Here is a 24533-nt window from a genome sequence, read left to right as displayed (position 1 = left end):
GCTTACTTGTGGATGCCGCGTTCTGCCGACTCGATGAATTCGACAAGGTAGGTCACGTCGTCGGTCGCAACGCCTTCGCTCTTCAGCCGCTCGATCGCCTGCGAGGTGTTCAGCTTGGCGGCAAGCAGCACGCGGTAGGCGTACTGGATGGACTTGAGCTGCTCCTTCGTAAAGCCGCGGCGCTCGAGGCCGACCTTGTTGACGCTGAAGGCATGGGTTTCGCGCTTGGCCGAGGTGAGCGAGAAGGGCAGCACGTCCTGCGTGACGGTGGTGCCACCGCCGAGGTAGGCGTACTTGCCGATGCGGCAGAACTGATGCACCTGATTTAGGGCACCGACGACCGCGTAGCTCTCCACAAAGACGTGCCCGGCGAGCGTGGCCGCGTTGGCCAGGATGCAGTGATCGCCGACCACCGAGTCGTGGCCGATGTGCGCGTAGGCCATGATGAGGCAGTTGCTGCCGACGCGGGTGGTGCCGCCGCCTCCTACGGTGCCGCGCGAGATGGTGACCGACTCGCGGATGGTGTTGTCATCGCCGAGCGTAACGCCGGTGGGCTCGCCCTTGTACTTCAGATCCTGCGGCGCGACGCCGACGCAGGCAAATGGGAAGAAACGGTTGCGCGCGCCCACGGTGAGGTGGCCGTCGAGCACCACGTGCGAGACCAGCTCGCAGTTCTCGCCGAGGACGACGTTGGGGCCGATGGTGCAATACGGCCCCACGATGCAGGATTCCGGCACAACCGCGCCGGGGGCGACGATGGCGGTCGGATGAATGTTCACTGCTGGCTCACGGGCTCGAGTGCGGGTTCCACCGCTGCTTCGGCAACCGGAGCCGCCGTGTCCGCGGGCTTCTGCGGCTGGCGCGGGACGAGCTGGCACATGACCGTCGCCTCGCAGGCGAGTTTGCCTTCCACAAAGCAGCTGCCCTTCATGCGCACGGCGCGGGGTTTCCAGTTGAGCACGTCGATCTCGATGCGGAGCTGGTCGCCGGGCACCACGGGGCGGCGGAACTTCGCGCGCTCGATGCCGGTAAAGACCATGAGCTTCTGGTCGCGGTCGGGAACTTCCGTCAGCAGCAGCGCGCCGCCGGCCTGGGCAATGGCCTCAACAATGAGGACACCCGGCATGATGGGGTAATTCGGGAAGTGTCCGGCGAAGAAGGGCTCGTTGATGCTGACGTTCTTGATGGCGACGATGCGCTTCTTCCGCTCGATTTCGATGAGCCGGTCGATGAGGAGGAAAGGGAAGCGGTGCGGAAGGATCGACATAATGTCGTTGATATCCAGCACCTGTTTGCCGTCGAGGATAGGGTTCGGAGTTTCCATGTCTGCCAACGGCGATTATAAATCTGTGCGTTGGCGGCGGCAGTCATGCCATGGGCAATCAGGCACAAAAACGGCCAGTGCAATGTGCCACTGGCCGTTCTTGCGACGGAATGCTGACCGCTTTTATCTATTTATTACCGCTTTACTCCGCGATCGGCTTCGCGCTGACCGCGTTGAGCTTCTCGATGTCGCCTGCGTGCAGGGTGAGCCTCGTCGCCTCGACGAGGTCGGTGAGGTGCTTCTCGCTGGTGGCGCTGGCGATCGGCGCAGTGACGCCGGGCTGGGCGATGAGCCACGCCAGCGCGACACGGGCGGGCGTCGACGTGTGTTCCTTCGCAATGGCTTCGAGCGTTGAGATGACGGCGAAGCCACGTTCATTGAGGTACTTGCCGACCATGCCGCCGCGGGCCTGGCCATCGGCATCGGCCTTGCTGTGGTACTTGCCGGTCAGGAAGCCGGCGGCCAGAGAGAAGTACGGAATCACGCCCAGGTTGTGTTTTTTGACCACGGGCAGCAGGTCGGATTCGAAGTCCTTGCGCTCTACCAGGCTGTAATGCGGCTGCAGTGAAACATAAGCCGCCAGGCCGTTGTCCTTGCTGACCTTGAGAGCCTCGGCCAGCCGCGCGCCCTTGTAATTGGAGGCGCCGATGTGGCGGACCTTGCCTGCCTTGATGAGCTTGTCGAAGGCCGCGAGGGTCTCCTCGAGTGGGGTCGATTCGTCGTCGCGGTGCGCCTGGTAGAGATCGATGGAGTCGGTCTGGAGGCGGCGCAGCGAGTCTTCGACGGCCTGCTCGATGTAGGCAGCCTTCAGGCCGGACTTGCCCTCGCCCATGTCGAGGCCGACCTTGGTGGCGAGGATGACATCCTTGCGCTTGTCGCTTTTTGCAAACCAGTTGCCGATGATCGTCTCGGATTCGCCGCCCTTATGGCCCGGTACCCAGGTCGAGTACATGTCTGCGGTGTCGATGAAATTCAGGCCAGCCTCTACCGCGGCGTCGAGCTGGCGGAAGGCTTCGGCTTCCGGGACAGTCCACCCAAAGACGTTGCCGCCCAGGCAGATGGTGGGAACTTCCAGGTCGGAGTGACCCAGCTTCACGCGATGGAGTGCTTTGCTCATGCCTGATTGGATGCGGGAAAGGAAAAAGGATTCGCCGCATCTCGGCATGTTCCTCTTTCGCCGAAAATTTTCTGGCCTTCGGGGATCACTTTGGGGAGAATGTTGGCATATCAATAAATTTGCGCAGCCCCGGCTGCCGTCGAATCGCATGAGCGCTGCTGTTCCCCCATTTCTTCGCTCGCGGGCCCTCCTGGTGTGCCTCGTCGTCCTACTGGTGCTGGTGCACCTGGGAATACTTCTCTGTGCCCGGCAGGCGGCGATTCCTTCCAGCGTTATGATCGCGCTCTCCCCGCTGGTTGCGATCGCCTGCGTGGGATGGCGCTGCCTGCGGATTGCCCCGGCGGAACGGACCGCGTGGTACTGGGTTGCGGCGGCGTGCCTGCTCTGGAGCGTGGGCGAATTCTGCGACCTCACGGTGCTGTCAGAGGCGAACGATCCTACGCCCAAGCTGTCTGACTTTTTCTTCTTTATCTATGCGCTGCCGCTGTTGCTGGCCGTGGCCTCGACTCCGGCGACACGGACGATCCGGCGCACGCAGCTGCTGAACTTCGTTCAGGTGCTGATCATCGTGATGCTGGTGCAGGCGCGGCTCTTCCGCATGCCGCAGCATCCGGATGCCACGGTGCTCTCCTGGATCTATGGCGCGGAGCTCGCGACCCTGATCTGCATTGTGGGCGCGCGCTGGATTGCCTCGGCCGCCGGCGAGGACCGGCGCTGCATGCGGCTGCTCATGACCTATCTGCTGCTGAGCGCGCCGATGGAGATTGTGACCGACACGCTGGCCGAAAAGCTGGGCATGCAGATCGGCGCGCTGACAGACATCCTGTGGTGCGCCCCATTTCTGGCGCTGGGCGTAGGCGCGCTGTATCTGCCTGTGGAGACGTACCGGGAGAACCGGCAGCCTGCATCTTCGCAGCGTTTTCGCCTGCTATTGCAAAGCCTCGCGCCGGCCTGCTTCACGGTCTGCGTCTTTCTCCTCGCGCTTTCCATCGCTTCGCGGCACCTGGTGCTCGCCATCGCGACAACGGCCCTCTCCATGTTCCTTTCCGGAGCGCATTCAGCCGTGGTGCAGGTGGACTTCCTGGTGGGGCGGGAAGAGCTGCTTTATCGCGAGGAGCAGCTGCGAGAGATGAACCGCTCCCTCGAACTGCTCTCCTCGCTCGATCCGCTGACGGGCATTGCGAACCGCCGCTACCTGATGGACGTCTTCCAGATGCAGATGGCGCGCGCCATCCGGCAACGCGAGTGGATCGCGCTGATGATGATCGATATCGACCACTTCAAAGGGATCAACGATCTGCACGGACACCCGTACGGCGACCGCTGCCTCGTCGAAGTCGCGGCGGCGGTGAAGAGCGCGCTGCTGCGGCCCAGCGATTTTGTCGCCCGTTACGGAGGCGAGGAGTTTGTCGTGGTTCTGCCGGGCAACGACCTCGCCGGGGCCGCGGTCGTCGCCGACCGGCTGCATGCCGCCATCGGCAATCTCGTCCTGCGCAATGATGCTTCCCCCTTTGCGGGCAGGCTGACCGCCAGCATCGGAGTCGCGGCGGTACAGCCGTTTCCCGGCTATGACTGCGCCGAGCTTATCTCGGCGGCAGACAGCCGTCTCTACCTGGCCAAGCGTGGAGGCCGGAACAGGATTTCCCTGGTGGAGTGCGGAGCGGAGTACGGGGTCGAGCGCGGGACCGGCATCGGGGCATAAACCGGGACATAGACCGAGGCAGCGCTGGAAGACCGTTTCCGGCCCGCATTTCCCGTCGAAGCGCAGGGAATGCAAAGGAATCGTATGCCGCAGCGCAACGCGGAGGTATGCTTTTCTCGTCTCTTTCCAGCAAGGAGAGCTCCATGGCTATGGCTCAGGCGGCTTCGTCGAGTCGTACTTCCTCTATTCCTGCTTCTGTTTCTTTTGCCCAGGTTGATACGCAGGCCGCCGCAAAGGCTGCCGGCATACCGTGGTATCTCTGGTGCGCGGCGCTGGCGGTCACATCGGTGACCATCGGCGCGCACTGGGATGTGTCCTGGCACCGGTCGATCGGGCGGGACACCTTCTGGACCCCGGCGCACATGGCGATCTACGCGTGTGGCGTGCTGGCCGGGATCGCGTGCGGATACCTGATCCTGGTGACGACGTTTGTGCGGCCCCAGGCCATGGTCGCCTCATCGGTGCGTGTGCTGGGCTTCCGCGGGCCGCTGGGCGCGTTCCTGGCCGCGTGGGGCGGTATCGCGATGCTGACTTCCGCGCCCTTCGACAACTGGTGGCATAACGCTTATGGGCTGGATGTAAAGATCATCTCGCCGCCGCACACGCTGCTGATGGTGGGCATCTGGGCGGTGTGCATCGGGGCGCTCTTCCTGGTGGTCGCGGAAATGAATCGTGCGCTTGTGCCCGAGGGCAGCGGAAGCGAGAGCCTGGCCGCGAGCCGGGAGTTCCGCAACCTGCAGTGGCTGATGCTGTATACGGCAGGCCTGATGCTGGTGCTCTCGATGTTCTTCCGCATGGAATACACGTGGAGCCTCCTGCTGCACAACACCGACTCGTACATCGCGGTGGCGATGGGAACGCCGCTCTACTTTGCGGCGGTGCATGTGTGCTCACGGAATCGCTGGGCAGCGACGTGGATGGCGGCGATCTACACCGTGTTCCTGATCGGGCTGATCCTGATCCTGCCGTTGTTTCCGGCCGAGCCGAAGCTGGGCCCGGTGTACCAGCATGTGACGCACTTCGTCCCGCCGCAGTTCCCGGTGCTGATCCTTGTGCCGGCGGTGCTGACGGATCTCTTGCTGACCAGAGCAGAGAAGTGGAAGCCATGGCTGCTGGCGCTGGTCGGCGGTCCGCTCTTCGTGCTGTCGCTCGTAGCGGTGGAGTGGCCCTTTGCCTCGTTCCTGATGACGCCTGCGGCCGTGAACCGCTTCTTCGGCACCGGGTACTTCGACTACGCCACGCCTTCGCGGTCGCCCGAAGTGCGCCACATCCTGATCGATGTGCAGCACGGGGCCGCGCTGTGGGGCGGATTGGGCCGAGCGATGGTCTATGCGGCGATTTCGGTGTGGCTCGGCCTGGCGCTGGGGCGGTGGATGCGGAGGATTCAGCGGTGACGAACGCACGCGCGCGGAAAATGTATCAACGTTTGTTACGAATTGTGCCGCTGCTGATGGTGCTGGCCGCGGCGCTGCCCCTCCATGCGCATGTCGGCAGCCCGGATGTGTATGAGCAGGGCGACGCCGGGCCGTACAAGCTCTTCATCGTGATCCGGCCGCCACAGGTGATTCCCGGCGTGGCGGATATCGAGGTGCGCTCGCAGACGGGCGGCATCGACGGCATCGACATCACTCCGATTCCGATGGTTGGCGAGGCCTCGCTGCATCCTCCGGTGCCGGATGCGATGAAGCGGCCCTCGTCCGACGCCCAGTACTTTACCGGCCATCTCTGGATCATGCAGTCGGGCTCGTGGCAGGTGCGCTTCCTGGTGCGCGGGAGCCAGGGCAGCGGGGTGCTGTCCATCCCGGTAGCCGCCACGGCGCTCAGAACCACAACCATGCAGACGGGGATGGGCATCTTTCTGGCCTGCCTCGGCGTGCTGCTGGTGGTGGGGATGGTCGGCATCGTGGGCGCGGCGGCGCGGGAGTCGCAGCTCAAGCCGGGTGAAGCGCTGCCGGCGGCGCGCAAGGGATATGTCGCCATGGCGGTTACATTTGCGCTGCTGGTGGCGGCGGTGGTGCTCGGCAACCGCTGGTGGAAGTCCGAGGCGCTCGACTATGCGCGCATCGTCTACAAGCCGCTGCAGATGCAGGCAGCCATCGAGCCGGGCGATGTGCTCGATCTTCGGATCATCGATCCCGGATGGGTCAGGCAACGCAAGCTCGACGACTTCGTTCCCGATCACGACCACCTGATGCATCTGTACCTGTTGCGCTGGCCGGGCATGGATGTGGTCTTCCATCTTCATCCGGAGCAGGCTGCGCCGGGGGATTTCCGGCTGGCGTTGCCGAGTCTGCCGGCAGGCGATTACCGGCTCTACGCGGACGTGGTTCACGCCAGCGGCTTCCCGGAGACGATGGTCTCGGCAGTGAAGATTCCGAAATATGTGCCCGGGCGTCCGCTGGCAGGAGACGACGCCGAAGCAACGGCGGAGCCCCTGACCATCACCGGCGGAGCAACAGAGATCAAAAACAGTTACAAATTGCCGGATGGCTATACCATGGCCTGGAAAAAGCCTTCGCCGCTGAAGGCAAACGAGCCCGAGGAGTTCACCTTTACGCTGCTCGATCCGAATGGACAGCCCCCGAAGGATATGGCTCTCTACATGGGGATGCAGGGGCACGCGGCCTTCGTGAAGACGGACGGCACGGTCTTTGCACATATCCATCCGGCGGGATCCGCGCCCATGGCGGCGATGATGATGGCGCAGAAGCAGAATCAGTCTCTGCAGCCCGCGGCGCCCGCATCTACGTCCATGCCGGATATGCCGATGTCCGCCATGCCGGGGATGGCGATGGACGGCCCATCGTTGAATGCGGTACCGAATAGCGTGAGCTTCCCCTACGGATTTCCGAAGTCGGGAGACTACCGGGTCTTTGTGCAGATGAAGCATGGCGACACGGTGGAGACCGGGGTCTTCGACGCTGTCGTGCCTTAGAAAATTAGCGAGGCCAGAGCAGCCGGAGCCGGCGTTGGGCAATGGTGATGCTGGCCCGCTTCAGGCCGATAACTTCGCCATCCGCCTCAACAAGTAACGGCGACTGATACGTATGGTCCTGCACCGGGCGGCAGGCGATCTGCGTGGCAGTGACGTACTCGGGATAAGGCAGCCGCGACGAGCCGTTCGTGCCGTTCGCGCTCCTGCCGGTGAGGAGCGCGTGAAAGCTGGCATGCGCAAGACCGAGGCGCGTGGTTGCGGGCACAATGGCTACCTGCAGCTCCGGGGCTTCAAGATTGCCGCCCGGACGCCATACGTTGATCGCGGGTACGCGGACGGCGATCAGCTCGCTGGCCTGGAGCGTGCGCCGGCTGCCGTCGATCAATGTGAGCTCCAGATCGAAAGGATCGACCGGGTGCTGGAGCAGCAGACGAAAGCCGCCTGCGAAGTAGGCCGCGCGGCCGCCGACGCGCTTGCCGCTGCCGGTAGGAGCGAGGTTCATAAGCGCAGCATGCACGCCCATGCCCGCGGCGATGGTGAAGTACCAGGTGCGATCCTGCGCATGGCCGGGACTCTTGCAGGAGATGCGGCCAAGCGGCACGGGGACCGCTTCCGCGCGGCGCAGAAGCGAGAAGGCGGCCACGGGATCGCGCGGCAGGCGAAGGTTCTGCGCGAGCACATTGCCGGTACCGAACGGGATGATGCCGACGGTGGCCTCGGACCCGGCGACTCCCTGGATGACCTGGAAGAGCGTGCCGTCTCCGCCGCAGACGAACAGCGTGTCAAAGCCCGCAGCCACGGCATCCTTGGCCTGCTCGCCGGCTGAGTGCGCGGAGAGCGTGTCCTGCAACTCGACCTCGCAGCCTTCGCCCCGCAGCTGCCGGGCCAGTCCTTCGACCAGGGCGCGGCGGTTGCGGCGCTGCATCAGCAGCGGGTTGAGAAAGAAGAGGACGCGACGCATGCTCAAAAAATCAGACTATGCGCGAATCGAGCCGCGGCGGGATGAAGATCCGATGACAAGGTGCGCAAGGGAATCGAATCCGTCACTGGAAGGTCTGCTTCGCACGGGGCGATTCGCTTTCGGCATGTGCTTGCCTTGGTCGAGGATGAGGAATCTTGCCTGATCTCGTGTTCTGTCATTCCGACCGTATGGAAGTGGAGAAACCTGCAATCCTCGCTGGATCGAGAGAACCGCAGGTTCCTCCACTTCGCGAGACGAAAACGTCTAGCTCCGGTCGGAATGACAATGCTTTTATCTGAGCCCTGACTTAGAACGAGTGCGGCTTGTCCCATGCGGAGAGAACGATCTCCGAGAGCGGTTTGCGCTGGCGTGGGGCGAGTTCCTGCTGCTTCAGCTGGTCGGGCAGGGTGTTGGGATCGCCGACGTAGCCGAGCGCGGTGACCGCACCGGCTTCGAAATCGTCGGGAATGCCGAACAGGGTCTGCGCCTTTTCCTTGTCGAACCCGGCCATCGAGTGGGTGTGGAAGCCGAGCTTTGTCGCTTCAAGGCCGAGATAGGCCGTCGCCGCGCCCACGTCATGCAGGGCGTAGTAGTTGGGGCTGCCGTTCTGGGTGAAGGTCTTTTTGGCGACGGACAGAATGAGTACGGGCGCGCTCTTGGCCCACGACTGGTTGAACTCGACGAGCGATTCGAAGATCTTCTTGTAGGTGTCGTCGCCCTTGTGGCCGACGAGGAAGCGCCAGGGCTGTTCGTTGAACGAGGACGCGGCCCAGCGTGCGGCTTCGAAGGCCTCTTTGAGCAGTTCCGGGGCGACAGGCTTGTCGGCGAAGGCGCGCGGACTCCAGCGTTGCAGGATTTCTTCGATCACACCCGGAATGGCGGGGGCGTGCTTCAGCTTTTCCAGTTCGGCGTTTTGCGACATGAGTTTCTCCGCGGGAAATCTCCCGACATTCGGTTGGATTCAGAGTATCGCCCATGCGTTCCAGAAGAAACGGAAGAAGGGCGGCTTTGTCGGCAGGGTAACAGGACTGGAGAAGGCGAATCGGGGTGGTGGCTGGCTGTTGAAGAGAGAGTTAGTAAATGAACGGTTCAGGGCTATCGAGGCCGATAATCACCGGACGGTCGATAGCAAAGCTGCTACTTGTGGCCGGAATCGCTTACGGCTAGATTGACTCAGCTTCCCAAAAAGAAAATTCCGGCTGCGGCTCCCTCTTTCCCCTCAAAGAGTCAGAGTCTGATGCCTGGTCCTGACGTGCTTCGCGGCGCCTGCGTCGCATCGGCTTTCGGTAGTGCCATATCCGTTTGTCCGAGGAACGTATGAAGACTATGGCGAGCTGCGCAAGTGCGGCTCTTCTCTGGCTCGTTCTCTGCCCGCCTGCAGGGGCCGATGTGGCGCAGGAAATCTCTCTTCCACAGGCGCTGCCTGGTGCCGCCTATAACGCGCAGCTCAGCGTGCCGGCCGGGGTCGGCTATCCCTTCACGTGCACGATCAGCGGCGATGGACTGCCGAAGGGCATCGTGCTCGACTGCGAACGGCTGCAGCTGAAGGGTAAGGCGCCCATCGCAGCGCGCGATTATCACCTGGCACTCACGCTGACCGACGCCTCCGGCGCCTCGTTGCATTTCCCGCTGGAGATGCGTGTGTCCGATCAGCCGGTAACGGTGAGCCTGGGCTCGAGCCGCAGCACCACGGTCTCGACGAAGGACGCGGGCACGGTTGCTGCTGCAAATACAGTCACGCCTACAGGTTCAAATGCAGGCAGTGTTTCGCAACCTATCGCGCAGTTAGCCGGGAGCGACTCGACGGGCAGCACTCAGACGACGGCTGCCGGACCAGCGGAGAAATCGGATGATGCAGGGCTAACGCTGCATCCTGCGGTGTATGTGGCTCCCGCGGTGAATGCGGGGGCGGCGACCGCGCAGGAAGCGGAGGTTGCTCAGACAGCGGCCACGGTTCCGGCCATCACGGAAGATTCGCCGAGCAAGGATGATAGTACGAAGCCATCAAAGCCGGCTATCGTGAACACCCTGAACGATGGCACCAGCACTATCTCGGTGCAAGCTCAAAAAGAAACGGAACTGACCGTACTCCTTGCAGGAACATCGGGCACCAGCAAGGGCGCTAGTGCGAATGGCGAAAAAAAAGAACAAATTAAGCAAAATTCGAAAGCTGGACCTGCTGGAGGCCCGAAGGATGGCGCATCCGGTAGCGGTGGATCGAGCTCGACTCAGGATCCATGCGACTCTGGCTATACCGGGACGCTTTCAGGGCTTGCATTGAAGACAGGTGGCACGACTGTGACCGCTTCGAATTCCGGAGTGACCAATATCCTGCTGACACATCCTCTGCAGGCAGGTACCAAGCTCTGTGTGCGATCGGCGATAAATGCCAGTACTGGACAACAGGCACAGTCTAATACGAGCGATACCGTTACGGTGACAAATGTCCTTGACTGGGGAAGGGTTCGCGCAACATTCGTGGCAGGGACCTTGATATCCAATTCAGAAGATAATTTTTCTAGCTCGCAGGCGAGCACCTTCCTTGCTGCGAATATCGAGAAATTCTGGCTGTTGCCTGGCTGCGCTATGTTAACGGACGATCCCCCGTCAGGTGGGACGGACGGAGGCGGGCAATGCGCTGGACGCTCTGGAGCAGAAACTGGTGACCCAACACAGCAGGATCAGAAAAAGGGGACAACGACTAAAGGTAGCGGGAGCGATAGAGGGAAAGGTAGCCATTTCGGGCTTCCCGGCATTGCTTCCTACTTTGAGACTCGTCTGACCTCAATCCCGGTCACGTCGCAAGTGAAGTCAAGCACAAGCACTAATAGTTCGACGGCGACTTCATCCGCCTCGTCCAGCACCTCTCCGGAGGATATCGCTTCCACGGTATTGACCTCGCAAAAGACAGCGACCGTTGGTGTAGGTCTGTACTTTCCATGGGTACTGACACATTGGAACTATCAGCAACGCCCAAATGCGCTTTTTCTGGCGCCAATCGCCAGGGTGGGATTCAATACCCTGCTGGGTTCGAGTTCCAGCTCGACGAGTACCACGGGCACGGCTACCACTGATGGAACCTCGGATGGGAGTGCCGCAACGACGACAACCACCGTTTCGACGCTAGGCAATGATCGTGTCTACAACTATTACGTTTTCGGTGGGCGTGTGGGGCATTTCGGGTTGGCGAAGACCGAAAATGAGTCTCCGGAAACACTCAGCTATCTCGACGTGGCTATAGGCCCCTATTCCAATCTCCAAAGCTATATCTGCCAGCCGAACGGTATAGGAACAGCAATTCCTGCTGCCCTCACAGCGACAGATTGCAGTGTGCAGGGCTTACCAAATCAAACTCTGAAACGTATCTGGAGGCTTGATCTGGAAGGCTATCTGAAGATTCCTTCGACCCCGTTCATCATAGGAATGAACGCTAATATCGGGCAGAACACACTTGGGGCCGGTCATCTCGATACGCAACGCAAACCCGGCGACGATGTCCGTTTTTTATTCGGCGCAAAATTCGATGTGTCGAAAGTCATGAATAAGCTGTTGGGTGCGCAGTAGTTAAATCTGCAAGTTGTAAAGGGGAAGAGGTAGAGCAGCTCCGGCTTGTAAATGGTGCAGTCTACCTCGCCTTAAACCCGGGGAAAGCCGAGGTGCGCAGGTGTGGCCCAGGACCGCTTATTAATAGCGCGAAGGGAGGATCGGCCGATACACGTTTAAGGGGCTACACTATCGCCAGGCATGGCCGTGACGCGGAATTCCATCCCGGTCCGTTCGTTTCCGGTGTCTTTCCCGGTTGCGGAGCTTCCGTACATGGCTCCCCCGGTTCCCGTGGACGAGGCGGAGCGCCTTCAGGCGCTGCATGACCTCGATATTCTCGACACGGAACCCGAAGCTGCATACGACGACCTGGTGCAGCTGGCGGCAGCTATCCTGCATGTCCCCATGGCCACCATATCGCTGGTCGATGAGCGCCGGCAGTGGTTCAAATCGCAGGTAGGGCTGCCCGTGCCGGAGACCTCGCGGGATATCTCCTTCTGCGGACACACCATTCTCGAGCCTGAGATCATGGTCGTCCCGGACGCCACGCTCGACGCTCGCTTCCGCGAAAATCCGCTGGTGACCGGAGCTCTCCATCTGCGTTTTTATGCGGGTGTGCCGCTGACCACCGAAGATGGCTTCTCCCTCGGTGCGCTTTGTGTGCTCGACAGCCAGCCCCGGCATCTGACTGACACCGAGCAGGCGGCCCTGCGGGTGCTCGCCCGGCAGGTAGTGGCACATTTTCAGATTCGCCGGCAGGTGGTAGCGCTGGAGAAGGCGGCCGTCGAGCGCGAGGAGATTCAGCGGCGGCTGGAGCTGAGCCGGCAGCGGCTGCGCGAGGCCAACCACAAGCTGAAGCAGCTGGCGGCGACCGACGCGCTGACCGGGCTCTACAACCGGCGGGCCTTCGACCTGTACCTGCGGCGGGAGTGGCGGCTTTCGGCGCGGCGGCAGAAGCCGCTCGGGCTGCTGGCCATCGACCTCGATCACTTCAAGCGCATCAACGACACCTACGGCCACGCGGACGGCGACCGCGTACTTAAGAAGGTGGCACAGGTGCTGCAGGAGCAGGTGCGGGGCAGCGATGTCGTAGCCCGGCTGGGCGGCGAGGAGTTCGCTGTTCTGCTGCCGGGGACAGGGCAGGAGGACGCCGCGCATGTGGCCGAGGGTCTGCGTGCGGCGGTGGAAGCCGAGCTCTGCGGCGGGCACCGGGTGACGGTAAGCATCGGCGTCGCGGCTGGAACCAACCTTGCCCGGTCGGAAGAATGCCTCTTGCTTCCGCAGGCGGATGCGGCGCTGTATGTGGCAAAAGGCGCTGGCCGCAATCGCGTCGCTTGAGACGCACTTCGACCAATCGAGGTTGCCCGCAATGATTGCCCGGTTGTCCACATTTTGCACAGGTTTTCACAGAGCCTGCACCGGTTCTGCGCCTTGTGGCGGCCGAGGCAGGAGCGTAGGCTCGCTCTGTCCACGTCCGGGCTTACCAAGGTGCTGATTTTGTTTACTGATTAGTAACGCCAGAGGCTCCGCCGGAAGCTGCTGAAAACACCCCCGGAAAGCAACCGGCGAAGCTTGCGCAGGGAGCGGCGATCAGCGATCTCCACAGGCCAAACATGGGATTTTAAAAGACCGTAACGGCTTTGGCACAAGGCGTATACTAGATATTGTGGTTGCTTATTGACATGCACTATTAACAGAGGTACTTTCCGAACTGCGGCGCTACCCATCGGCCGCGGCCCCGGGACCTTCGAACGCTGATGTCGAGCACGGCCCAAGAGGCCGAAGCCCGGCAAATTGTGATTCCCGACCCACATTTCCGGCATTTCCTGTACGGCTGGCGATCTCAATTGTTGATCGCATCGTTACCTGTTTTCAGCCGCTCGCAAGCGGCTCAGGACATTGAACCTCCCCTTTCGGAAAAGGAGTACGACTTTATGGCTGAGGCTACGAAGAAGACGGTTGCCACCGCCTCCAAGACGGCCAGCGAGACTGGCCGCGCGACCGCGGGCAATGCGCTGCGCTTTGAGCGTTTTTTCTCGAAGGCGAATCTTTCGCCTTACGACGAGGTGCAGTGGGAAAAGCGCACCGCGGCGATCACCGATGCTTCCGGCAAGACGATCTTCGAGCAGAAGGACGTCGAGGTGCCGGTCGATTGGTCGATGACGGCAACCAACATCGTGGCTTCGAAATACCTGCACGGGCAGCTGAACACGCCGGAGCGTGAAACGGGCGTCCGCCAGCTGGTGGCGCGCGTGGCCGAGACGGTCCGCGACTGGGGCCTGAACGGCGGCTACTTTGCAACCGCCGAAGACGCGGCGATCTTCCATGACGAGCTGGCGCACCTGCTGGTGCAGCAGAAGGTCGCCTTCAACTCGCCGGTGTGGTTCAACGTGGGCTGTGACCGCCTGGAGCCGCATTCCGACGCCCAGAACTGGCACTGGAACGAGCACACCTGCGGGGTGGAGTTCTCGGTGACCGGCTATCGCAAGCCGCAGTGCTCGGCGTGCTTCATCAACTCGGTGGATGACTCGCTCGACTCGATCCTGACGCTGGCCAAGACCGAAGGCATGCTCTTCAAGTGGGGCTCGGGCACGGGCACCAATCTTTCCACCCTTCGCGGTTCGATGGAGCTGCTCTCGGGTGGCGGCACGGCCTCCGGCCCGCTGAGCTTCATGCGCGGCTTCGATGCCTTTGCGGGCGTGATCAAGTCCGGCGGCAAGACGCGCCGCGCGGCGAAGATGGTGATCCTCAACGTCGAGCACCCGGATATTGTCGATTTCGTCGAGTGCAAGATGAAGGAAGAGGCCAAGGCCTGGGCGCTGATGCGCGAGGGCTATGACGGCTCGTCGGGTCCGGATTCCGAGGCCTACAGCTCGATCTTCTTCCAGAACGCGAACAACTCCGTCCGTGTGAACGACGAGTTTATGCGCGCCGTGGAGAAGGATGGCGAGTTCACGACGAAGACGGTGAAGGATGGCGCGGTGGTAAAGACTTACAAGGCGCGCGACCTGATGCACAAGATTGCCGAGGCCACCTGGCAGTGCGGCGATCCCGGCATGCAGTACGACATGACGATCAACAAGTGGCACACCTCCAAGAACACGGCGCGTATCAACGCGTCGAATCCGTGCTCCGAGTACATGTTCCTCGACAACTCGGCGTGCAACCTGGCGAGCTTCAACCTGCTGAAGTTTGTAACTCCGGCAGGCACATTTGATATCGAGGCCTATCGCAACGCGATCGACATCCTGATCACGGCGATGGATATCCTCGTCGACAACTCGGGCTATCCGACGGAGCTGATCGCGCGCAACTCGCACGACTATCGTCCGCTGGGCCTGGGCTATGCGAACCTGGGCGCGCTGCTGATGGCCTTCGGTCTGCCGTATGACTCGGATGCGGGCCGCGACTTCGCGGCAACGCTGACCGCGATCATGTGCGGTGAGGCTTATCTGCAGTCGTCGCGCATCGCCGAGAAGTGCCCGTCGCTGGCTTCGGCCACGCCGCTTACCGCTTCGGTTGAGCAGGGTGGAGCCTGCCCCGGCTTCTACGTAAACCGCGAACCGTTCCTCGATGTCATCCGCATGCATCGCGCGGAGGTGAACAACATCGGCAAGTCGAAGACCAGTGCAGAGCCGTTCACGGTGCCGCAGCTCGACTCGCTCATCGCCGCCTCGAAGGATTGCTGGGACAAGGCGCTCGCACATGGCGAGAAGCACGGCTACCGCAACTCGCAGGTAACGGTGCTTGCGCCCACGGGAACCATCGGCTTCATGATGGATTGCGACACCACCGGCATCGAGCCCGATCTTGCACTTGTGAAGTATAAGAAGCTGGTTGGCGGCGGCATGATCAAGATCGTGAACAACACGGTCCCGGCCGCGCTCTTCAAGCTTGGTTACAACAATGACCAGGTGGATTCGATTGTCAGCTACATCGACTCGACCGGCACCATTGAAGGCGCGCCCGGCATCAAGCCCGAGCATCTGGCTGTGTTCGATTGCTCGTTCAAGCCGGCCAAGGGCACGCGCTCGATCCATTACATGGGCCACATCAAAATGATGTCTGCGACGCAGCCTTTCCTTTCTGGCGCAATCTCGAAGACGGTGAACCTGCCGCACGACTGCACGATCGATGACATCGCCGAGGCCTACACCGAGAGCTGGCGCCAGGGCCTGAAGGCTGTGGCCATCTATCGCGACGGCTCGAAGGGCGCGCAGCCGCTCAATGTCTCCGACGGCAACAAGGCCAAGGAGATCAAGAAGGACAGCGCAAGCGTCGAGCTCAATGCCGCTGCGGAGCGCGTGCTGACTTCGCTCGCCTTCGGCAAACCGGCCGAGGTTGCGGACCTGAAGACGCTCGAAGGCAAGGTGGCCGAGCGCATCGAGATCACGGCGAAGTCCGTGGTGGATGCGACCAGCGCCTTTGCTGCGACGGTGAGCGCTCTTGCATCGGGTGCGGCAACGGCTCCGCGTGTTGCCGAGGCCCGAGTGCTCGAAGCGCAGGACCAGCAGGACTCGAGCGCGCCGCCGCGTTCGGTTCGTCATCGCCTGCCGGAAGAGCGCGCTTCACTCACGCACAAGTTCGGACTCGCCGGTCATGAGGGCTACATCACCGTGGGCCTCTATCCGAACGGACAGCCGGGCGAGATCTTCATCAAGATGGCGAAGGAGGGTTCGACGGTCTCGGGCCTGATGGACAGCTTCGCAACCGCGATTTCACTGGCTCTGCAGCACGGTGTTCCGCTTAAGGTCCTGTGTGAGAAGTTCGCGCACAGCCGCTTCGAGCCTTCGGGCTGGACCGGCAACGAGCAGATCGGCTACGCGAAGTCGATCATGGATTACATCTTCCGCTGGCTGCAACTGCGCTTCCTTTCCGGGCAGCAGTTGAGCCTCTTCGCTGGACTCACGCCCGCTGCAGCCGCAGCCGCACCCATCGCGCCTGAGCAGCACCTGCCGACGCGCGGCATGGGCGCGACCTCGGCGCCGCAGGGCGGCATCCTCTCCGAGATGACGGCGTCGACCGCCGTGAGCCCGGAGAAGGTCGAGGATCGCGGTGTGTATCACGCGGCCGACGCCATGCGCGAGATGTACGACATGGGCGATGCGCCAAGCTGCCACACCTGCGGAGCGATCATGGTTCGCAACGGTAGCTGCTATCGCTGCATGAGCTGCGGATCGACAAGCGGCTGCAGTTAAAACGCAATACGCTTGCGAACCGGCGATACAAAGTAAGTAGAAAGCTGCCGCACTCGAAAGAGTGCGGCAGCTTTTTGTTTGTTCCAGCGATCCCGAGCTCAAATGCCTGCTTCACGGAAGAGGCTGGAGTGGATAGTAGATGTGGCTGAGGCCGGCGACCGATGCGGTGCCTCCCAGCATGCCGTCCGGGCCTGCGCCTTCATTCGTATGGCACGCGAAGCAGTTTGAGCCCTGGATGTAAGTTTCCATCGTGGAGTTGGCCAATTGATTGGTGCCAACCTGCGTGCCCGTGGAAGGCGGCGCGCCATTGGCGGTCCAGGTCGCGCCGATCAGGAAGTAGTTCTGTCGTATATCTCCCGAGAGCAACTGGGACAGTACGCTGTGATTGATAGAAACAAGCTGCGTATTCGATGCGACGATGGTTGCCGCGGTGCCTGAGGGCATTCCCCAGGGATTGACCCTGAGGGTGTTACTGGGTGTGACGGACGACCCGGATGGATGGCCGACGATATTGGCGCCGTCCAGCTTGGCATGTGAGCTGTTGAAGGTACTGCTGCCCGGGCAGCCGGTGGCACAAAACAGCCAGGTTCCAAGACTGTCCTGGGGCACCGTCTTGATTCCTGAAAGAGAGGCATAGGTATAAGCGGCGTTGGGAGTATTGCCGAAGTGCTCGAAGGTGGCCCAGATCATCTCCGGATGGCCTGCGACGGTGCCGACGAAGTGAACGCCAACGAGAGCCAGGGTGATGTTCTTCGTTCCGTTCGGAACCCACGTCGCGCCCTTATCGGTGATCTGGTATTGTGGCACGGTCGCTTTGACGGTGACGTAATCGCCAGCGTTCGGGACGGTAGAGGCATCTACCCAGGACATCTTGATTTCGACACTGAGGGCGATGGAATCGGGGAAGGTTACGCCCTTCTGCGAGGCGAAGGTGGAGATCGCGCTCAACTGGGCAGCCGTGGTCGGAAATGTCGATTGCGCCGGAAAGCCGCCAGTTTTGTTTCCGGTGAGGAAATAGGCGAAGACGTCATTGACGACAATGGTGTAGTAGACGAGCGATCCTGCCTGGGAGAGCAGCGCATCGCCAGTCGCCTGGCCTTCTTCCGGGTCGACAGGGTTGATGATGTTGCCGAATGGATCGATGAAGATTGGCTTGCCGTTGATCACGAGGCGCTGCGCGATCTGGGGTCTCCTCGCCTGTGGGACGGCAGTCTTTGCGGAGATACGCGGCTTGGCTTGGCGCGCCGCCGGAGGCGTGAGCAGCTCAGGAGAAAGAGCTGGCTTTGCGCCAAGGATCGTCTTACCGGCTGCATCCTTGAAGACAACCGTGTTGCGGACGATGGTGGCACTCTCGACTTCCACTTCCTGTCCGGCACTGTTGAGTAAGACGGTCTTGCCGTCTGCTGCGCGTTTTGCAGGCGCAATTTCGAAGAGGCGGTGTTGCTTGTCGAGTATGACAGGCAGGCCGTGAGGACCGGGTGTGGGGACGCGCACGCCAACTATGGGGAAGATGCCTGGGATGTGTCTGGTCAGTGTTCTCTGGTCATTGGCGTTTAGCGGTGAAACGTCATAGAAAGTCGGGGAGTCGAAGACATGGCCGCCGCCGCCATACGTCGCTGGAGCAGGAGAGAGCAGCCAGAGGAACATCTGTTCCGACCACTGATAGAAAGGGCAGTTGCTATTGCCCGTGAAATTCAGGCTGTTAGCCGGATTGACGATGCCGTTTGCCGAGGGAGATCCGGATTTGAACCAGCTGTTGAAGGTCGTCGTCGCGACCGGACATCCGCCGAGAGCGTTCGAGGGGATGTTCTGTGCTGTAGCCGGATAGGGCAGGAGAGCGATGAGCGTCATGGACAGCACCGCGATCGCAAACAGCCCTGCGGTCGAGCGTAGAAAGTGAGCGGTCGCGCGAGCCAGCAATATCGAGCTCGAGGAAGCTGCCTGAACGAGTGTGTTCCGCATTTTCAAATCCTCCATCGTGAGAAGAGCAGCGCGTGATTTACAGGTGTCGCTGCCATGGTCCGTGCCTGGTTTGTCCGCAGGCGCGGAAAGGCTTTGTCTCGGATCTGGTCATTGTGATCGAGACAAAGGAGTTGCGAAGCTCTTCTCGTGAGGAGACCGTAGGCGCTACGGATCAGCGGGCAGCAGAAACTGCCGAGCCCTTCTCACAGAGAAAAGCCGAGACTTTGTTGGTGGCCATGAAGCAGCTGGGATGAGAGACACAAGGCTCTTGGCAGGGTGTGAATGAGTGTTAGCTCGATACTGCCAAAAATGGAATGAGTAAGGGCTGCTATAGAATGACGCGAGTTATATCTCTATCTGGTGCTCACTATTCATACGTCAGGATATGTTTTGCGTCAAGGATAGATTAGAGGTGTTTTGTATGTAAGTTCTTATATGGGCATGTGTGAGCGCTTGATTGTCGCATATCTTTCTATGGTGTAGGCCGGCAGGAGTAATCTTCATCGCGCTTCATGGCTTCCGGGGAAGCTTAACCATGGATTCGCTGGATAAGATAAGCCACCAATTTAGATGGATATAGCTTGGAGGTTCGCTGTGAAGCAGCGCTGGCAATTCGTGCGAACTTAGATTGGAGAGAAGCTCTTATCTGAACTTGTTGTGTAGGTATTTGGGAATCTCTCAGCGAGAGAGTGTTATATAAGTGGCTATTTTCGCGTGGTACCTTGACGCTTCTCGATAGTAGAAAACCATTACCAAAGTTGGCTGTCGCGCCGCTCAGGTTCTTCACCATGGTTGTGCTCAAGATGGACGTTATACCGGTTCTCGCTCTGAGCAGATCGAATGGCCTGTAAAGCTGGAGCCTGCAGAATAAGTCTGATTGCGAGCCTTACTTCCACTGCGAGTCTTGTCTCCGGGGAACGGCTTCTCTCTCAGGAAGGCATCGAAGCCTTTACATTGAGCTATCGCTTCGCAGCGGATTCTCCGGCGCGATCTGCCATGGCCTTTGCCTTGTGCCTGCGATCGAAAGGAATCTGCAGGGGACAGAACAGCGCACCGTGTTCTTGCGTAGAGATGCGCTTGGCCAACCGGAGATAGCGCAAGAGCTTTCGATGTATGCAGGCGAATGGATTCCGGATATCGGTCTGCTCCTGCGCCCAAGGGACGAGCCGCCCCGCATGCTGAACCAGAAGGATCTCGATGCCACGCCGTGGAATGAGATGCCGACGCTTCGGTATGAGACAGCGCTTCATCTGCTCTGCGATATACCCGACTCGCTGGCGGCGCTGGAGCAGTTAGCCGGATATGATGTGCTGGCCGCCTGCATTGTGCCGTGCTCTATAGAGAGCTACCTGGAGCAGCAGCGGACGGTGTGGCTGTCGCACATCACAGAGCCCGCATTCCGCGCGCATGATTCTTACCTCACGTGGCTTGAGCCGCCGATGCTGGCGTCTTCATGGCACGTCTGCAGCAATGGCTGCTGCGGGCTTCAGTGGCTCTCCTCAGTGAGCGCGAGGGCACGACATTGATCGTGGCGCGAGGAGCAGGAATGCGTGAAGCAGTGGAAGCCGCACTGCGCGACGCACAGCTCATACGCGGAGAGAGCAAGCAGAACAGGCCGTTGCCAGTCGGCCCGCACCTACGAAGGATGTCGCCCGCGATTCCGCAGCGGCCGCCGACGCGAAGCGTGGAGAAGAGTGATCAGCAGGCGCAAAAAAAAGCTTCACAAATTTTCAGGCCTGCGAGATTATCGGAAACAAGCGCTGCCCGCGTGAAGAAAAAATCGCTGACCAAAGGCACCCACGGCCTGATCGGTGAGCGTGTATATGTGTGCAGAAATAAATTTCTTTTATAGGGGCTATATCAGTCCTTCCGGCCCTCTCTACCCTTTGCACGACCTTCAGAAGTAGACCTGCAAAAAAGAAATTCCCGCTGTTGAGCACCTCCATGTTGCGCTTTGCGTCGGCGCGTTTCTCTGCGTCGGCGTGTCGTTGAGGAGACGCGTGTGTATCGAGTACAGAAGTATCTGCTTGTCCTGACTGCCCTGGCTTTGTTGGGGGGTCGTAGTGTTCTGGCGCAGGATTCTGCGTCGATCGTGGGAACAGTCACCGATCCCAGCGGTGCGGCCGTACGCGGCGCTTCCGTCGAGCTGCTGGATCCAGCTACAGGAAAGTCTTATAAGACGGTCACCGGGCCGAAGGGTACATACTCCCTGGCCAATGTGCCGCCGGGTCCAGGCTACAAGGAGACCATCACCAGCCAGGGTTTCGAAACCACGATCCTGACCGACATTTACATGAACGTCGCGGCCACGCGTACGCAGGATGTGAAGCTGTCCGTAGGCTCGGTCAGTTCGACGGTCTCGGTCTCGGCCAGCAGCCAGGACGTTACGCTCAATACGACCGACGCCACGGTCGGCAATAACTTCGAAGTGCAGTACGTGAACGAGCTGCCGGTTTCGTATCGCGATACTCCGGCGGCGCTGCTGACGCAGCAGCCCGGCATGACGCAGAGCGGATCGGCTACCGGCGCGCGTACGGACCAGACCCGCATCACGCTGGACGGACTCGATGTAAACGACATGGCTGGCGGCACCTTCGCGAAGATCGTCGCCAACGCCCCTGTCGACTCCGTGCAGGAGTTCCGCGGGACGACGGCCGGCATGCTGGCCAGCGCCGGCGCCGGCGGCGGCGGCCAGTTTGAAATGGTCACCAAGTCGGGCAGCAACCACTTCCACGGCAACATCAACGAGTATCACCGCGATACCGATCTCGAAGCCAACGAGTGGTTCAACAACTTTGACGGCGTATCGCGCTCTCCACTGATTCGTAACCAGTTCGGTGGCAATCTCGGCGGTCCGTTCTGGAAAGACAAGGCTTTCTTCTTCTTCGATTACAACGGACGCCGCGACGTCGTTGCCGGGCAGACCACGCGTACGGTTCCGACAACCAGCTTCCAGAACCAGAACATCACCTACTACACCAACATCACGGCCGGCACCACGAGCAGCATCAACGCCGCGCAGACGGCATCCTACGATCCACAGCTGATCGGCTTTGACCAGAACATGATGAAGCTGTTCAACGGCCGCTATCCGGCGCCGAATGACTTTACCGGCGACGCAGGCGATCTGCTCAACACCGCAGGCTATCGTTTCAACTCGCCCGAGCCTTATCACGAGAACAACTACGTGGGCAGGGTCGACCTGAACCCGTTCCAGAGCCATCATTTCTTTGGCCGTGTCACGTACACGAAGATCAACGGCATCAACAGCGCGGTGCAGTTCCCGACCGACCCGGTGACCTTTCCTGTCGTCGACACCAGCCATGCCTGGGTCGTGGGCTGGGACTGGTCGATCGGCGCCAATAAGACGAACAGCGTGATCTGGGGATCCACGATCGCGAATCTCGCGTATCCGGACGACTACAACCCCCAGGGCACTACCGCATACTCCTTCGATGGCGACCCGACGGGCGGCGACTTCCTTACCGCTCCGTATGCCGGGCCGGGAAGCTCGGCTCGCTATTTCCCGATTCCGGTGGTGCGTGACGACTTCCAGTGGACCAAGGGCAGCCACAGCTTCTCCTTCGGTGGCAGCTTCAAGTATCCGACCCCGCAGTTCAGCAACGTCAGCGACTACAACAGCGCCGGCGTAGGTCTCGGTGGCGGCGTCACCGGCCTGACGGATTCCGATACCTGGCAGTTCCGTCCAACCGATCTTGACCGCAACCAGACCAGCCTTACGGTGTATGACTCGGCCTTCGTCACGGCTCTCGGACGCTTCGGCTCTTCCGGCGCTTCGTGGAATTACAACTCGGCGGGCAACGTCCTCTCCCAGGGCACCGGCTTCAATACGAAGTACAAGTATTACGAGACGGAGTTCTACTTCGAGGACAGCTGGAAGGCGACACCGTCTCTCACCATCACCTACGGGCTGCGCTACCAGAACTTCACCGTGCCGTATGAAGTACACGGACTGGAGTCAGTGCAGAGCCAGAGCTTCTGGGGCTTCATGAATGCCCGCATCGCGCAGAGCAATGCAGGCGTCAGTGGCGATGCTTCCGTTGGTACAGCTGCGAACCAGGTGCCTCTCATCACCTATGGCCTCGGCGGCAAGGCCAACAACGGGCCGGCTTACTTCCAGCCCAGCAACCTGAACTTCGCTCCGCGTATTGCCTTTGCCTGGACACCGGACAAGGCCAAGAAACTGGTTATCAACGGCGGCGCCAGCGTCGTCTATGACCAGACAATCGTCAACGCCTTCCTGCAGGAGCAGTCGACCGGCTACTCCTATCTCTTCGCCGGTTCCGGTGGACAGAACTTCGGCGTGGCCGCGACCGCGGCGCACTCGGCGGCGTATAACTCGCTGCTTGAGAACCAGCGCTTCACCTCGCTGACTTCGCCCCCCACGCTGCCCACCGCGCCTGCAATCACCAAGCCGTATTCGCCGTTCGTCGCGCCGGGCGATCCGAACTGCGCCGGCATCGTCGACTCCGGCCCCTGCGGACTCGCCGAAGGCGGCGCGTTCAACATCTCGGTCGACAAGAATCTGCCGACCCCCTACAACCTGATGTTCAACCTCGGCATGCAGCAGGAGTTCAGAGGCGGTTTCATCTTCAAGCTGGGCTATGTGGGCCGTCTGGGACGCCGCCTGTTGGCACAGGCTGACGGCGAACAGCTGCTCGACTTCCCGGACACGCAGTCGGGACAGAAGCTCAGCCAGGCGATGGCGGCTCTTACGACCTGGATTCGCCAGAACCCGAATGCCGATCCTTCCACCGCACCGGCGCAGCCCTGGTTTGAGCATGTGCTCACGGCCAACGGCACGGGTGAGTCCAACACCGGCTACATCGCCAGCACCTGCTCGCCCTATCCTGCGCGTGGTGACGGCGCCGACACGGTGCAGTGCATGGCGCTGCATGGCATCCTGCCTTCCAACGTAGGTATGGCCGCCCAGTTCTCGGAAAACACCTTCTTCACGGATATGGGTTTCTCCGCGTACAACGGCATGCTGATCACCCTGCACAAGAACAACTCGCACGGTCTGCAGTTCGACCTGAACTACACCTGGTCGCACTCGATCGACAACGTGTCGCTGGTGGCGAACTCCTATGCGTATGAGGGATACGGCTTCATCTGCGACGTCACCCGCCCGCGTCTCTGCCGCGGCAACTCGGACTTCAACCTAGCCGGCAACTTCAACGGCAACTTCCTCTACCAGATCCCCATCGGGCGCGGACGCGATTACTTCGCGACCATGCCGCGCTGGGCGGATGAAGCGGTCGGTGGATGGGAGCTCAGCGGTCTGCCTTCCTGGCATACCGGCACTCCGTTCATGGGTAACTCGGTCGCCTTCCTCATGAGCTACTCGAACGAGGATCCCGCTCTCCTTACCGGCAGCAAGGGACCGCTGCAGAGCCATGTCACCAAGCAGAGCGGGCAGGTCTACGACTTCCGCAGCTATCAGCAGGCCTTTAACCAGTACACGGCGCCCGTCGGCTTCCAGATGGGCGAACGCAATAACCTGAACGGTCCTGGCTACTTCAATATGGACATGGGCCTGGGCAAAACCTTCCCCATCTGGCGGGAGCTGAACCTGAAGTTCCGCGCCGATGCCTTCAACGTCTTCAACCATCCGAACTTCGAAACGCCGAGCTTCCAGAACAACATGAGCCTGGTGGCTTCGCCCAACGAGTTCGGTGTCATCCCCGGTACGGTAGTGCCCAACGGCGCGGACGAATCTGCCCGCGTACTGCAGGGCGCGCTGCGACTGGAGTTCTAACCTCGGGCCTCC

General features: G+C 61.0%; 15 protein-coding genes. 9 read left to right on the top strand and 6 right to left on the bottom strand.

The genetic code is table 11. The annotated features are described in order from the left end of the window. Positions 1–2: 2 nt before the first annotated feature. From lpxA to QM649_RS12995, 3 genes are all read right to left on the bottom strand, one after another. Positions 3–779 (bottom strand): acyl-ACP--UDP-N-acetylglucosamine O-acyltransferase, encoded by a 777-nt coding sequence (gene lpxA, locus QM649_RS13005; protein WP_415199476.1) that lies wholly within the window; start codon positions 777–779, stop codon positions 3–5. Beyond that, positions 776–1324: a 3-hydroxyacyl-ACP dehydratase FabZ gene (gene fabZ / locus QM649_RS13000; protein ID WP_415199482.1), complete on the bottom strand. Its 549-nt coding sequence runs from the start codon at positions 1322–1324 to the stop codon at positions 776–778. Before fabZ ends, lpxA begins: the two co-directional genes overlap by 4 nt. Positions 1325–1466: 142 nt before the next feature. Then, entirely contained in the window at positions 1467–2441 is a 975-nt protein-coding gene (locus QM649_RS12995) for an aldo/keto reductase (protein ID WP_415199475.1), read from the bottom strand. A 148-nt stretch (positions 2442–2589) separates the two neighbouring features. On the opposite strand from QM649_RS12995, the gene QM649_RS12990 reads away from it, so the two are divergent. The 3 genes from QM649_RS12990 (at position 2590) to QM649_RS12980 (ending at position 7078) form a co-directional block, all read left to right on the top strand. Continuing rightward, complete coding sequence (locus tag QM649_RS12990; protein WP_415199474.1) at positions 2590–4143, top strand: GGDEF domain-containing protein; 1554 nt, start codon at positions 2590–2592, stop codon at positions 4141–4143. A gap of 143 nt (positions 4144–4286) precedes the next feature. Further along, positions 4287–5537, top strand: coding sequence for a hypothetical protein (locus QM649_RS12985; RefSeq protein WP_415199473.1), 1251 nt, complete (start codon positions 4287–4289; stop codon positions 5535–5537). Continuing rightward, on the top strand, positions 5534–7078 hold the full coding sequence (locus tag QM649_RS12980) for a hypothetical protein (protein ID WP_415199472.1): 1545 nt from the start codon (positions 5534–5536) through the stop codon (positions 7076–7078). The genes QM649_RS12985 and QM649_RS12980 overlap by 4 nt, the downstream gene beginning before the upstream one ends. A gap of 4 nt (positions 7079–7082) precedes the next feature. Here the strand turns inward: QM649_RS12980 and QM649_RS12975 are convergent, their stop codons facing one another. Continuing rightward, positions 7083–8039, bottom strand: coding sequence for a diacylglycerol/lipid kinase family protein (locus QM649_RS12975; protein ID WP_415199471.1), 957 nt, complete (start codon positions 8037–8039; stop codon positions 7083–7085). Positions 8040–8346: 307 nt separating this feature from the next. Continuing rightward, the gene (locus tag QM649_RS12970) at positions 8347–8961 is read right to left on the bottom strand and encodes a nitroreductase family protein (RefSeq protein WP_415199470.1); all 615 of its coding nucleotides are present in this window, start codon (positions 8959–8961) and stop codon (positions 8347–8349) included. Positions 8962–9428: 467 nt separating this feature from the next. Between QM649_RS12970 and QM649_RS12965 the strand changes: the two genes are divergently transcribed. The 3 genes from QM649_RS12965 to QM649_RS12955 all read left to right on the top strand — a co-directional run bounded on the left by QM649_RS12965 (position 9429) and on the right by QM649_RS12955 (position 16780). Then, positions 9429–11603 (top strand): hypothetical protein, encoded by a 2175-nt coding sequence (locus QM649_RS12965; protein WP_415199469.1) that lies wholly within the window; start codon positions 9429–9431, stop codon positions 11601–11603. 252 nt (positions 11604–11855) lie between these two features. Then, complete coding sequence (locus QM649_RS12960; RefSeq protein ID WP_415199468.1) at positions 11856–12920, top strand: diguanylate cyclase; 1065 nt, start codon at positions 11856–11858, stop codon at positions 12918–12920. Between the two features lie 596 nt (positions 12921–13516). After that, positions 13517–16780: a vitamin B12-dependent ribonucleotide reductase gene (locus QM649_RS12955; RefSeq protein ID WP_415199467.1), complete on the top strand. Its 3264-nt coding sequence runs from the start codon at positions 13517–13519 to the stop codon at positions 16778–16780. 111 nt (positions 16781–16891) lie between these two features. On the opposite strand, the gene QM649_RS12950 is transcribed toward QM649_RS12955, so the two are convergent. Continuing rightward, positions 16892–18742, bottom strand: coding sequence for a hypothetical protein (locus tag QM649_RS12950; RefSeq protein ID WP_415199466.1), 1851 nt, complete (start codon positions 18740–18742; stop codon positions 16892–16894). 1109 nt (positions 18743–19851) lie between these two features. Between QM649_RS12950 and QM649_RS12945 the strand changes: the two genes are divergently transcribed. The 3 genes from QM649_RS12945 (at position 19852) to QM649_RS12935 (ending at position 24521) form a co-directional block, all read left to right on the top strand. After that, entirely contained in the window at positions 19852–20268 is a 417-nt protein-coding gene (locus tag QM649_RS12945; protein ID WP_415199465.1) for a hypothetical protein, read from the top strand. Between the two features lie 20 nt (positions 20269–20288). Beyond that, the gene (locus QM649_RS12940) at positions 20289–20594 is read left to right on the top strand and encodes a hypothetical protein (RefSeq protein ID WP_415199464.1); all 306 of its coding nucleotides are present in this window, start codon (positions 20289–20291) and stop codon (positions 20592–20594) included. Positions 20595–20744: 150 nt separating this feature from the next. Next, complete coding sequence (locus tag QM649_RS12935) at positions 20745–24521, top strand: carboxypeptidase regulatory-like domain-containing protein (protein ID WP_415199463.1); 3777 nt, start codon at positions 20745–20747, stop codon at positions 24519–24521. Positions 24522–24533 lie beyond the last annotated feature (12 nt).

This window comes from Silvibacterium sp., from assembly GCF_047605705.1.
GTDB lineage: Bacteria > Acidobacteriota > Terriglobia > Terriglobales > Acidobacteriaceae > Silvibacterium.
Note: the sequence above shows the minus strand (reverse complement) of the source record. Positions and strands in the feature narration are given on the sequence as shown.